This window comes from Duganella sp. SG902 (assembly GCF_013376005.1).
In the GTDB taxonomy this organism is placed as follows: domain Bacteria; phylum Pseudomonadota; class Gammaproteobacteria; order Burkholderiales; family Burkholderiaceae_D; genus Rugamonas.
In genome coordinates this window covers 151,564-163,275 of the sequence record NZ_JABMJK010000006.1, presented here as the reverse complement: position 1 = coordinate 163,275, position 11,712 = coordinate 151,564, and the positions used below count along the sequence as shown (strand labels likewise).

Here is an 11,712-nt window from a genome sequence, read left to right as displayed (position 1 = left end):
TTGCCTCTCTATTCTATGGTTTGGGTGGTTGCAGGAATTCGGTCAGCCCCTGGAACCACATCACTTCGACGAAGTCGCCGCTGATGTCGAGATCCTGGTCGTGCAAGGCGTTGAGGAAGGCTTCCTTGCCGTTCTTTGCTGAAAGGATGGAGAAGCCGCGGTCCGCGTCCCTGAAGCTCAGGGTGAATTGTGGTGCGGGATGGAGGCCGGCGGTCGAGCGTACCTTGTTGTCCGCGATCGTGAAATAGCGGCCGGCTCCGCCGCGTGTGCGGATCTGGAACAGCAGTATTTTGTCTTGCACATACCTGGCGCAAGCGGGTTGGGTGTTGATGGCCCGCTGCAGCAGCTTGGGCAGGAGCCAGAGCAATAATTTGAACTTGAGCATGTGGCTTACTCGTCAAGGAACTGAATGGCGTGCCGCAGGAAGCGCTGCGGATACTGGAACTGCGCCGCGTGGCCGGCATCGGGATAGATGAACAACTGCGCGTTCGGGATGTTCTGGGCCATGGACCAGGAATTGATGGTCGGGACCATGATGTCGTCGTTGCCGTTCAATATGAAGGTCGGCTGCGTGATTTCGCGCAAATGGGCGAACGGGTCTGCCGGGTCCAGTTTCGGCAAGTAGTACATATTGGCCTCTATCTGGGCTTGAATCACGGCCGGCGAACTGGGCGGGTCCTGATCGATTCGCTGGTGACGGCGCTCCCAGAACGCGCGCCCGGCCTTTTTCGCCGCCTCCGAGCGGCCGAAGAACAGGAACAGGAAATCATCCACAGTCGGCACCGCGTGCGTCGCGACCTCCACCACCCCCGGCGCCGAATCGGGATTGCCGCCGCGCGGACCGGTGCCGAGCAGCATGAGCTTGCGCACCAGCGCCGGATGGCGCCGGGTCAAATCCTGCGCTTGAAAGCCGCCCAGCGAGAAGCCCAGCACATCCACCTGGCTTAAGCCCAACGCCCGGATCACGGCCGCGGCATCGTCCGCCATCTGCTCGATGCGCGTACGCGGCGTGCCGGTGGACGACGCGATACCCCTGCCGTTGTAAAGGATGACCTCGCGACCGGCGGCCAGGCCGTCGGTCATGAGCGGATCCCAGTTGTCCATGCCGCCGCGAAAATGCTGGAGTAAAAACAGCGGCGGCTGTCCCGTGCCGCTGTTCCCCCAGCGGCGATAGGCGAATCGCGCGCCGTCCACCTCGACAAAGCAGGTGGGGGCGGTGTTGTGTGTGTAAGGCATGTCGATGTCCTTGGTGGGCGGCTTAGCGTGCCAGGAATGCGAGCGCGGCCGGCACGAACTCGGCGTGGTACTGGAACACGCCGCCGTGGCCGGCGTCCGGATAGATGATGAGGCTGCTGTTCGGCAGACGGCGCGCGAGGTCCTGCGAGTTCACGGTCGGCACCATGCGATCGTAGTCGCCGTTGACGACCAGCACGGGCTGCTTGATCACCGAAAGATCGGCCGGCTGCTTATTGCCCCAGGCCTTGAGCGCCTCGAGTTGCGCGATATACGCGGAGATGGCGATGTCCTTGTCGCGATTGGCCGAGCGTTCCTGCAAGCGCGCGAGGAAGGCCTTGCCGGCCTCGATGCCCCTCGGGGTGCGGGTGAAGAACAGGAACTGCTTGGGGTCCTGGAAAGTGAACAAGCCGCGCATAATGTCCCAGTTCGCCACGCCCGCCACGGCGCTGATCCCTTCGCCGCCGGCGGGGCCGGTGCCCGCCAGGATCAGCTTGCGCACCAGCTGCGGGTGTTTGAGCACGATTTCCTGGGAAACCATGCCGCCCATGGAAAAGCCGAACAGGTCGACCTGCTCGTATCCCAGGGCCTTGATGAAGGTGGTGGCGTCGTCCGCCATGGCCTCTATCGTTTTTGGCGCGGAGCCGCTGGAGGCGCCGATGCCGCGATTGTCGAACACGATCACATGACGCTTTGCCGCGAGGCCGTCCACCACGCGCGGATCCCAGTTATCCAGCACGGCGGCCAGGTGATTGAGCAGGATCACCGGGGTGCCGCCGTTTTGCCTGCCCAGTTCCCTGTATGCGAAATTGACGCCGCCAGCGGAAACAAATTGGGTCGGAACGTTGGCCCAGCTGACGGCCGATGCTTGCGCCATCTGCGCCGGGGTATCGGTGGCCGCCGTGGCCAGGAAGGGCGCACTCAGCGCGGACGCGAGAATGCCCGCTTGCAGGACTTGACGATTGCGTTTGAGAAGATTGGACATGATATTGTTTTCCTTTGTGAGTGAGAGCGTTATGAGCGGGCGCGCAGGCGCCGGGTTTTGAACGTGCCCCAGCCGTTCATCGCGAGTGATTTCACCAGGGCCCACAGGCCGCTTTCGCCCGGGCGCGGCTCGCCGCCGGCGGCGATGCGTTTTACCTGCAATTCGTACCAGAGCACTTCCATCAGGCCCAGGCGGTCGATCTGCTTGATGCCGGTCTTGATCGGATGGACCTGCTGCTTGCTGTTCAATCCATTGAGCAGCGACGCCGGCGCGTCGGGATCGATGACCATCAGCCGCGCGATGCCGACCACGTCGACCGCGCCGGAGCGCAACGCCGCATCCATGCCCGTCACGCTGCGGAAGCCGCCGGTGACCATCAGCGGAACCTGCACTGCGGCCCGGACCTTTTCGGCGAACTCGATGAAGTAGGCCTCGCGCGCCACGGTGGAAGCCTTTTTGGGCTGCGCCACGCCGGTTTCATAGGTGCCGCCGGAAATTTCGACCAGGTCGATGCCGGCGTCGGCCAGCGCCCGGACGGTTTGCAGCGACTCCTCCTCGGTGAAGCCGCCGTGCTGGAAGTCCGCCGAGTTGAGCTTGATCCCGACCGGGAAGTCGGGACCGACCTGGCGCCGGATTTCGGCGTACACGGCAAGCAGGAAACGCCGCCGTTTCTCGGTCGTGCCGCCCCATTCGTCGGTGCGTTGATTGTGGTGTGGCGACAGGAATTGATTGATCAGGTAGCCGTGCGCCGCATGGATCTGCACGCCGCTAAATCCCGCTTTCTTGCAGATGGCCGCGCTGCGGCCGAAGCGCTCGATGATTTCCTCGATCTCGGCCACGGTGGCCTCGCGCGGGGTCTCGAAGAGCGCCTCCATTTCCGGACTGAACGGCACCGCCGAGGGCGCGAGATTGCTGACGTTCAGGCCCTTGCCCGATTGCTTGCCCGGATGATTGAGCTGGACCCAGATGGCCGCGCCCTGATCGGTGGCGGCGCTGGCCCATTGGCGCAGCAGCGGCAGATCCGCCTCGTCTTCGATCACGACATTGCCCGGCTCGCCCAACGCCCGGCGATCGATCATCACATTGCCGGTGATGATGAGGCCAACGCCGGAGGCGGCCCAGCGGCGGTACAGCCGCACCAGGCTTGGCGTCGGGTTGTTGGCGTACGTGCCCAGCGTCTCGCTGGTCGCCGCCTTGGCCAGGCGGTTACGGATGGTTCGTCCATTCGGCAGCCGCAGCGCCTGGGTCAGCAAGGGCGGCGCGCCCGGGGTGGAATTGGTCATGCAAGCACCTCTGAATTCAAAATATGATGACCATCATAATTATGTTCATCATATTTCGCAACCATTATTTTCAGGTGCTCAACTGGTTGCGCAGGGGGTGTTGCCAAATTTGAATATGATTGGCGTCATATTTTTATGGCGCCGCCGTTGGCGACGGTGGGAACGAGGATGATTATTTCGACGTGGTCGCGGAGTCCAGGCCGCGCAGCAGCAGCAGCAGGCCGGAAGCGAAATCGCTTTCGAAGTCGTAGCGTAACGGTCGCAGTTCCGGCTGCGCCAGCACGCCGGCCAAGGCTTCAGCCGGGGTGGCGAGCGGCCACAGGCCGATCATCAGGGCGATCGCCTGCCGCATGAACGACAGGTACGCGGCGACCGGCAACGCTGGCGCGGCGCGGTGCAGCTGCTCCGCCGCGCCAGCGAGCAGCGCCAGTGAATTGCGCTTGAATTCCGTCAGCCGTTCGGGCGACACGTTGCGCTCGATGATCGACGGCAGGATGCTGAACAGGCGGCACATCAACGGATGGGCCGCGCTGCTGCCGGCGAAAGCCCGCGCGATCTGCTCCAGCGTGACCCGGGGAGCGGCCGCGAGCAGGGCGCCCAGGTCGACGCTCCACTGCGCCGTTTCCTCCTCCAGCAAGGCCAGCAGCAGTGCCTCGCGGTTCTCGAAATACCGGTACACATTCGACTTGGTCATCTGAGCCTGGCGCGCCAGTTCATTCAAGCCCAGCTCGCTCACCTCCATGCCGCCGCGCAGGGCCGTCCTGGCCGTGTCCAGCAAATGCTGGCGGCGTTCCTCCTTTTGCTCCGGCCGGCGCGCGCGCTGGAATGGTTCGGGTGTTGTCATAAAGGTCAGTGGTCAAAAAATGTCGCAGGACGCAACTGTAGCGAATGCGCGGTCGCTTGACAAGAGACCGGTGGTCTTGTATATTGAAGACCACTGGTTTCTTATTCTATTCCCATCGGAGCACAAAATGTCCACCCCACTTATGGTTTCTCCTGAACTTCTTAACAAGAACTTGACCGGCAAAACCTATGTCGTCACCGGCGCCAATTCCGGCATCGGTCTGGTCACCGCCCAACAACTGGCCAAACAGGGCGCCACCGTCGTCATGGGCGTGCGGCGCGTCAAGGAGGGGCAGCGTGTTGCCGCCGAGATCCGCCGCGAAATCGGCTCCGCCGACCTGATCGTCTACCAACTGGAGTTGGGCGACCTGGCGTCGGTGCGCGCCTTCGCCGCCGAGGTGAACCGCAACCATCCGAAGCTGCAGGGGCTGGTCAACAACGCCGGCGTGATGAAAACGCCGTTCGGCCGCACCAAGGACGGTTTCGAAACCCAGTTCGGCGTCAACCACCTTGGGCACTTCCTGCTCACCAACCTGCTGATGGACGCGCTCAAGGCCGGCGCGCCGTCGCGGGTGGTCAATCTGTCGAGCTACTTCCACGAGTACGCCATGGGCCGCAAGGGCGAGATCCACTTCGACGACCTGAACTACCACAGCCGTCCGTTCGACACCTGGGAAGCGTACGCGCAATCGAAGCTGGCCAACCTGCTGCACGCGCGCGAGCTGGGCCGCCGCCTGGCCGGCACCGGCGTGACCGCCGCCAGCGTCAACCCCGGCTTCGTGCGCACCAACCTGTTGTCGCTGCCACTGCCGATGTGGCTGCAGAACCTGATGGTGGTGCCGATCCTGCGCCTGGCCGGCCTGATCGAGCCATGGGAAGGCGTGCAGAGCACCCTGTACGCGCTGCTGGCGCCGGAGGTGGAGCGGCAATCGGGCGCCTACTACAGCCAGATTGCGCGCTACAAGGACAAGGCCGCCCGCGCCGGCGGCTGGCCGCTGCGGTCGCCCAACCCGGTGGCGCACGACGACGCCGTCGCCAAACGACTGTGGAGCGTCAGCGAGGCGCTAGTGCAAGCCAAATAAACATCGATCGATACCGGTTCAGGGCTGCCGCGCGACGTCAGCCACCGGCGTGCCGAAATCGGGCGTGCCGTCGCCGCGCCAGTGGATGAGCTGGGCGCGGGTGTGGCGGTTGGGATCGTTCAGCGGATCGCCGCTGATGTCGCGGTAGTTGCGGGCGTGGTAGATCAGCACGTCCTGCTTGCCGTCCGGGGTGGTGGTGAAGGCGTTGTGGCCGGGGCCGTACTGGCCGTTGGCGGCGCTGGTGGTGAACACCGGCGTCGGCGATTTCTTCCATACCTTGGCGTCGAGCAGGTTGGCCGAGGCGTCGGCGGTCAGCATGCCGAGCGCGTAGTTGGCGTCGGTCTTGCTGGCCGAGTAGGTCAGGAACACGCGGCCGTTCTTCACCAGCACGGCCGGCGCCTCGTTGACGTTGAAGCCGATCCGCTCCCACGCATATTCCGGCTTGCTCAGCAGGACCGCCGGGCCGGTGATCGATACCGGGCTGTCCATTTTCGCCATGTAGATGGCGGTCAGGTGCTCGGTCGAGGACGCCGGGCGCTGCGTCCACACCAGGTAGCGCTGCGCGCCGAGCGCGAAGGTGGTGGCGTCCAGCGAGAAGGTTTCCCAGCCGGTCTTGAGCTGGCCGCGCTCGGTCCACTGGCCTTCCAGCGGATTGGCGGAGGCGTTCTCCAGCACGTACAGGCGGATGTCGAACGGCGCGTCGGCGCGGCCGGCGGTGAAGTACAGATACCATTTGCCGTCGATGTAATGAATTTCCGGCGCCCAGATGTTGGCGCTCATCACCCCGCTGGCGTGCTTGCGCCAGACCGTCTTCGCGTCCGCCTTGCCCAGGTCGTTGAGGTCCTTCACGCGGCGCAGTTCGATGCGGTCGTATTCCGGCACCGTCGCCGTGAAATAGTAGTAGCCGTCGCTGTGCAGCATCACCTGCGGGTCCGCGCGTTGCTGCACCAGCGGGTTGTTGAATACCGGCGCCGCCGTGACATGCGACACCATCAGCGCGGCGGCCAGCGCGTAAGCAAAGCGGACCATTTCTTGTCTCCTATCGGTTTTTTCGAAGCATAATGTGATGAAATCGTACAAGCTGCCAATAACTTTTTATCGTTCAGCGATAACTTTTTATAACAAAGGAGACTTCATGACCTTATTTCGTGCGATCGCGTTGATCGCGATGTGTATCACCGGCCTGGCGGCGCAGGCGCAGCCCACCGCGCCGCTCAAGGTCACCGGCGGTGAAATCGCCGGCGCCCACGCCGACGCGGTGAACACCTATTTCGGCATTCCCTACGCCGCGCCGCCGGTGGGCAAGCTGCGCTGGCGCGCGCCGCAGCCGGTGATGCCGTGGAAGGGCGTGCGCCAGGCCACCAGCTTCTCGCCCGCGTGCGCGCAGACGGCGGTCTGGATCACCGATCCCAAAAGCGAGGATTGCCTGTACCTGAATGTCTGGGCGCCCGAAAAGGCCGAGAAGCTGCCGGTGCTGGTCTGGATCCATGGCGGCGGCTACTACGGCGGCACCGGTTCCCAGCCCGGGTTCAACGGCGCCAACCTCGCGAAGCGAGGCGCCATCGTCGTCACGATCAATTACCGCCTCGGCATCTTCGGCTTCTTCGCCCATCCGGAACTGAAGGAAGATTCCGGCAACCAGGGCCTGCGCGACCAGATCGCCGCGCTGCGCTGGGTCAAGGACAATATCGCGGCGTTTGGCGGCGACGCCAGCCGCGTCACCATCTTTGGCGAATCCGCCGGCGGCATCTCGGTCGGCATCCTGATGGCGTCGCCGATGGCCAAGGGTTTGTTCCAGCGCGCCATCGCGGAAAGCGGCAACGCCGGCTGGCCGATGAACGCCGACGAATACAGCGCCTATGAACAGAAACGCGTGGAAGCCACCGGCGTGGCATTGGCCAGGACGGTCGGCGCGAAGAACCTGGCCGCCTTGCGCGCCATGAGCGTCGAGACCTTGCACAAGCAGCCATGGAGCGCGCGCGTGAGCGTGGACGGCCGCGTGCTGCGGGAGGACCAGACCAGCCTGTACCGCAATCACCGCCAGAACGACGTGCCGCTGCTGGTGGGCTGGAACGCGGAGGAGGGCAAGGATCTGGCGCCGGAAATCCTCAACACATCGGAGTTCACGGCGGCCCGCTACAAGGAGCTGGTGACCAAGCTGCTGGGCCATGCGCCTTCGGATGATTTGCTGGCCGCCTATCCGGCCGCCACCGATGCCCAGGCCAAGGCCTCCATCGACCAACTGACCACCGATTGGTGGGGCTGGCGCAAGGTCTATTGGGCCGGGCTGCAGGCGAAGTATGGCCAGTCCCGCGCCTATGTGTATTACTTCACGCACCGTCCCGCCGAGCCGGTGACGCCGTGCGGCTACGGCTGCGGCGCCGGCCATGGCGCGGAAATCCGCTACGTGTTCGACAACCTCGATCAGGACCATCGCCAGTGGAGCGCAGCCGATCGCCAACTGGCGGCGCGGCTGGCCGACACCTGGGTGCAGTTCGCCCGCACCGGCAGCTTGCCGGACTGGCCGGCGTATGATGGTTCGAACGCTTCCATCGTCCGGATCGGCGACGGCAAGGACAAGCTGCCGGACTTCTCGCTGTTCCAGTAAGTTCCAGCAGCGCGGCCGTCAGCGCAGTCTTACGGGCGCGCGGCATGCGCCCCGATGTCGCCGCGACCAGCGATTGCACATAATCAGCCGGGTGAGCACATCCACCCGGGGGAGCAATGACAGCAATCGTAGTCCATGGCGGCGCGGGCGCCGGTGAACAACTGAGTGACGGCTGCCAGCGCGCGGCCGAGGCCGCTTCGGCGCGCCTGCGGGCGGGCGACGACGGCCTGGCCGCCGCCATCGCGGCGGTGCTGGTGCTGGAGGATGACGAGCGCTTCAACGCCGGCACCGGCGCCGCGCTCGGCCTCGACGGCGAGACCATCGAGATGGACGCAGCCGTGATGGACAGCCGTGGCACGCTTGGCGCCGTCGCCATCCTGCGCTCCGTGAAAAATCCCATCCTGGTGGCGCGCGACGTCGCGCGCACGCCGCACTGCCTGCTGGCCGGCGAGGGCGCCTTGCGCTTCGCCCGGGCCATGGGCCACGCACCCTACGACGTGATCTCCGACAAGGCGCGCCGCGAGCATGCCGAAATGCTGGCGCAACTGTCCAGCGAGGAACCGGCCATGGCCGGGGTCGACAACGACGCCTTCGCGCGCTACTGGAACTACGCCTGCTCGCCCGCCTTCCGTGGCAGGCGCGGCCGCGACACGGTGGGCGCCGTGGTGCGCGACGCCGACGGCCATTTCGCGGTGGCCGGCTCCACCGGCGGCTCGGCGCCATCGTTGCTGGGCCGGGTCGGCGACACCCCGCTGATCGGCAGCGGCTTCTACGCCGGGCCGCACGGCGCGGTGGCCGTCACCGGCATCGGCGAATACATCATCCGCCACACGCTGGCCAGCAAGGTCTACCACTGGATCGCGGCGGGCATGGACCTGGACGAGGCCCTGCGGCGCGGCATCGCGCTGGTGCCGCCGGACGCCGATACCGGCCTGATCGCGGTCAGCAAGACGCAGTCGGGCTGGTGTGCCAACGCGGCGACACCAATCGCGCAGGCCTGACGTGCTGTGTGAGCGGCCGCACACAGTGGTGTGCCGCAAGCCTTTACCATGATTTCTCCATCAACGTTGTTTATAACATTAAGGGGGTTGTATGAGCTTTATTATCTGGTTGGTAATCGGCGGTGTACTGGGCTGGCTGGCGAGCATCATCATGCGCACCGATGCGCAGCAGGGCATGTTCCTGAACGTGGTGGTCGGCATCGTCGGCGCCGTTCTCGGCGGGCTTGTGCTGGCGCCGATGATCGGCAGCGGCACCATCAATGACGGTGACTACAGCCTGGCCTCGCTGGGTGTGTCGTTTGTGGGGGCGATCGTGCTGCTGGCCATCGTCAACCTGCTGTTCCGTGGCCGCGCACGCTAATCCATGAAACACACCGAGCAGGGAAACGCGGCGGGCGGATGGGGATCGTTAAAGGAGGTCGGCAGCGCCCTGTTGCACGAGCACGTGGTGCTGGAAGGCAGCAAGCTGCTGCCGCACCAGAACAAGCCGGACGGCTATGCCTGCGTCAGTTGTGCTTGGGCCAAGCCGGCCAATCCCCATCCGTTCGAGTTTTGCGAGAGCGGCGCCAAGGCCACCGCCTGGGAAGTCACGAGCAAGCGCTGCTCGGAGGAATTCTTCGCCCAGCACAGCGTCGGTGAGTTGCTGGGCTGGAGCGATCACCAGCTGGAGGCGGTCGGCCGCCTGACCACGCCGCTGCGCTGGGATTCCGCCAGCGACCGCTACCTGCCGATCGACTGGGACACGGCGCTCGACGAGATCGGCCGCGAACTGCGCGCGGTGCCGCCGGAGAAACGCAACGGTGTGGTGTTTTACGCCTCCGGCCGCGCCTCGCTGGAGGCGTCGTATATGTACCAGTTGCTGGCGCGTATGTACGGCAACAACAACCTGCCCGACAGCTCCAATATGTGCCACGAGAGCACCTCGGTGGCGCTGCCCAAGACCATCGGCGTGCCGATCGGCACCGTGTCGCTGGACGATTTCGCGCAGACCGACTGCATTTTCTTCTTCGGCCAGAACGTCGGCACCAACAGCCCGCGCATGCTGCACCAGTTGCAGGAGGCGCGCCGGCGCGGCGTGCCCATCATCACCTTCAATCCCTTGAAGGAGGCGGGGCTGCTGCATTTCTCCAATCCCCAGTCGCCGGTGGAGATGCTGACGCCGGCCGAGACCACCATCAGCACACAATATCTGCAGGTACGCGCCGGCGGCGACATCGGCGCGCTGCTCGGCTTGTGCAAGGCCCTGGTGGAGGCGGACGATACGGCCAAGGCCTATGGCACGCCGCGCGTGCTGGATGCGGCCTTCCTGGCCGAGCATACGGCCGGGCTGGAGGAATTCCTGGCCACGGTGCGCGCCACCAGTTGGGAGCGCATCGAGCACGAATCCGGCTTGATGCGGCAGGACCTGGTGGCCGCCGCCGCCACCTATGCCGCGTCCGAAAAAGTCATTGGCATCTACGGCATGGGCCTCACGCAGCACCGGCACGGCGTGCTGAACGTGCAGATGCTGACCAACTTCCTTCTGTTGCGCGGCAATATCGGCAAGCCGGGCGCCGGCGTGTGCCCGGTGCGCGGGCATTCCAATGTGCAGGGTCAGCGTACCGTCGGCATCACCGAAAAGCCGGAGCTGGCGCCGCTCGACAAGCTGAAGGAGCTCTATCATTTCGAGCCGCCGCGCGAGAAGGGCCTGAACACGGTGGAGGCCTGCGAGGGCATGCTGGATGGCTCGGTCACCGCGTTCATCGGCCTGGGCGGCAATTTCCTGCGCGCGGTGCCGGACACGGATCGCATGGAGGAGGCCTGGTCGCGGCTACGGCTGACGGTGCAGGTCTCCACCAAGCTCAATCGCAGCCATCTGGTGCATGGCGAGATCGCCTACATCCTGCCGTGCCTCGGGCGCATCGAGATCGACCGCCAGGCCAGCGGCGAGCAATCGGTGTCGGTGGAGGATAGCACCGGCTGCATGCATGGCTCCAAGGGACGGGCGGAGCCGGCCAGCGCGCTGCTGCGTTCGGAACCGGCGATTATTGCCGGTCTCGCGCGCGCCACGTTGGACCACAACCCGGCCGTGCCATGGGACGATTGGGTGGCCGATTACAGCCGCATCCGCGATGCGATCGCGCAGACCTATCCCGAGATTTTCCACGACTTCAATGCGCGCATGTGGACACCGGGCGGGTTCCGCCGCCCCGTGCCGGCCGCGCACCGGCAATGGAAGACGCCGAACGGCAAGGCCAACTTCATCGTGCCGGCGGTGATGGATGCCGATCCCGACCAGGCCCGGCCGCACAACGGCATCCTGCGTCTGTTCACCTTGCGCAGCGACAGCCAGTTCAACACCACGATCTACAACGAGGATGACCGCTTCCGTGGGATCAAGGGAGGCCGGCGCGTGTTGTTCATCAACGCTGCCGACCTGACGCGGCTGGGACTGCGGGAGGATCAACTGGTGGATGCGCACGCGGTCAGCGCGGATGGCGTGGAGCGCACGGTGCATGGCCTGCGGCTGGTGCCGTATGACGTGCCGTCCGGCTGCGTTGGCGGCTACTACCCCGAATGTAATCCGCTGCTGGCCTTGTCGCACCATGCGTTGGAAAGCAAGGTGCCGGCGGCCAAGTCGATCGCGATCACGCTAACGCCGTCGGAGCAGGCCGCGGCCGCTGTGGACGGGTAGCGC

12 protein-coding genes are annotated in these 11,712 nt (G+C 65.1%); 6 read left to right on the top strand and 6 right to left on the bottom strand.

Annotation, left to right across the window (positions count from 1 at the left end; all coding sequences use genetic code 11):
* Positions 1-13: 13 nt before the first annotated feature.
* From FHW83_RS15065 to FHW83_RS15050, 4 genes are all read right to left on the bottom strand, one after another.
* A complete protein-coding gene (locus FHW83_RS15065; RefSeq protein WP_176647177.1) occupies positions 14-385 on the bottom strand; it encodes a helicase in 372 nt (123 codons plus the stop codon).
* Positions 386-390: 5 nt separating this feature from the next.
* Complete coding sequence (locus tag FHW83_RS15060) at positions 391-1,236, bottom strand: alpha/beta fold hydrolase (RefSeq protein WP_176647176.1); 846 nt, start codon at positions 1,234-1,236, stop codon at positions 391-393.
* A gap of 22 nt (positions 1,237-1,258) precedes the next feature.
* The gene (locus FHW83_RS15055; protein ID WP_229224217.1) at positions 1,259-2,110 is read right to left on the bottom strand and encodes an alpha/beta fold hydrolase; all 852 of its coding nucleotides are present in this window, start codon (positions 2,108-2,110) and stop codon (positions 1,259-1,261) included.
* A gap of 137 nt (positions 2,111-2,247) precedes the next feature.
* Positions 2,248-3,501: an NADH:flavin oxidoreductase/NADH oxidase family protein gene (locus FHW83_RS15050; RefSeq protein ID WP_176647174.1), complete on the bottom strand. Its 1,254-nt coding sequence runs from the start codon at positions 3,499-3,501 to the stop codon at positions 2,248-2,250.
* On the opposite strand from FHW83_RS15050, the gene FHW83_RS15045 reads away from it, so the two are divergent.
* Positions 3,500-3,673 carry a hypothetical protein gene (locus FHW83_RS15045; protein ID WP_176647173.1) on the top strand — a complete coding sequence of 58 codons (174 nt, stop codon included), beginning with the start codon at positions 3,500-3,502 and terminating at the stop codon, positions 3,671-3,673. The two genes, FHW83_RS15050 and FHW83_RS15045, sit on opposite strands and share 2 nt — an antisense overlap.
* Here the strand turns inward: FHW83_RS15045 and FHW83_RS15040 are convergent, their stop codons facing one another.
* Complete coding sequence (locus FHW83_RS15040) at positions 3,674-4,345, bottom strand: TetR/AcrR family transcriptional regulator (RefSeq protein WP_176647172.1); 672 nt, start codon at positions 4,343-4,345, stop codon at positions 3,674-3,676.
* A 127-nt stretch (positions 4,346-4,472) separates the two neighbouring features.
* On the opposite strand from FHW83_RS15040, the gene FHW83_RS15035 reads away from it, so the two are divergent.
* Positions 4,473-5,426 carry an SDR family oxidoreductase gene (locus FHW83_RS15035; protein ID WP_176647171.1) on the top strand — a complete coding sequence of 318 codons (954 nt, stop codon included), beginning with the start codon at positions 4,473-4,475 and terminating at the stop codon, positions 5,424-5,426.
* Positions 5,427-5,444: 18 nt separating this feature from the next.
* On the opposite strand, the gene FHW83_RS15030 is transcribed toward FHW83_RS15035, so the two are convergent.
* Positions 5,445-6,455: a family 43 glycosylhydrolase gene (locus FHW83_RS15030; protein ID WP_176647170.1), complete on the bottom strand. Its 1,011-nt coding sequence runs from the start codon at positions 6,453-6,455 to the stop codon at positions 5,445-5,447.
* Between the two features lie 106 nt (positions 6,456-6,561).
* Between FHW83_RS15030 and FHW83_RS15025 the strand changes: the two genes are divergently transcribed.
* The 4 genes from FHW83_RS15025 (at position 6,562) to FHW83_RS15010 (ending at position 11,709) form a co-directional block, all read left to right on the top strand.
* Entirely contained in the window at positions 6,562-8,034 is a 1,473-nt protein-coding gene (locus FHW83_RS15025; RefSeq protein WP_176647169.1) for a carboxylesterase/lipase family protein, read from the top strand.
* 116 nt (positions 8,035-8,150) lie between these two features.
* On the top strand, positions 8,151-9,035 hold the full coding sequence (locus tag FHW83_RS15020) for an isoaspartyl peptidase/L-asparaginase (RefSeq protein ID WP_176647168.1): 885 nt from the start codon (positions 8,151-8,153) through the stop codon (positions 9,033-9,035).
* Positions 9,036-9,126: 91 nt separating this feature from the next.
* Positions 9,127-9,396, top strand: coding sequence for a GlsB/YeaQ/YmgE family stress response membrane protein (locus tag FHW83_RS15015; RefSeq protein WP_176647167.1), 270 nt, complete (start codon positions 9,127-9,129; stop codon positions 9,394-9,396).
* Positions 9,397-9,399: 3 nt separating this feature from the next.
* Positions 9,400-11,709 carry an FdhF/YdeP family oxidoreductase gene (locus FHW83_RS15010; protein WP_176647166.1) on the top strand — a complete coding sequence of 770 codons (2,310 nt, stop codon included), beginning with the start codon at positions 9,400-9,402 and terminating at the stop codon, positions 11,707-11,709.
* Positions 11,710-11,712: the final 3 nt, after the last annotated feature.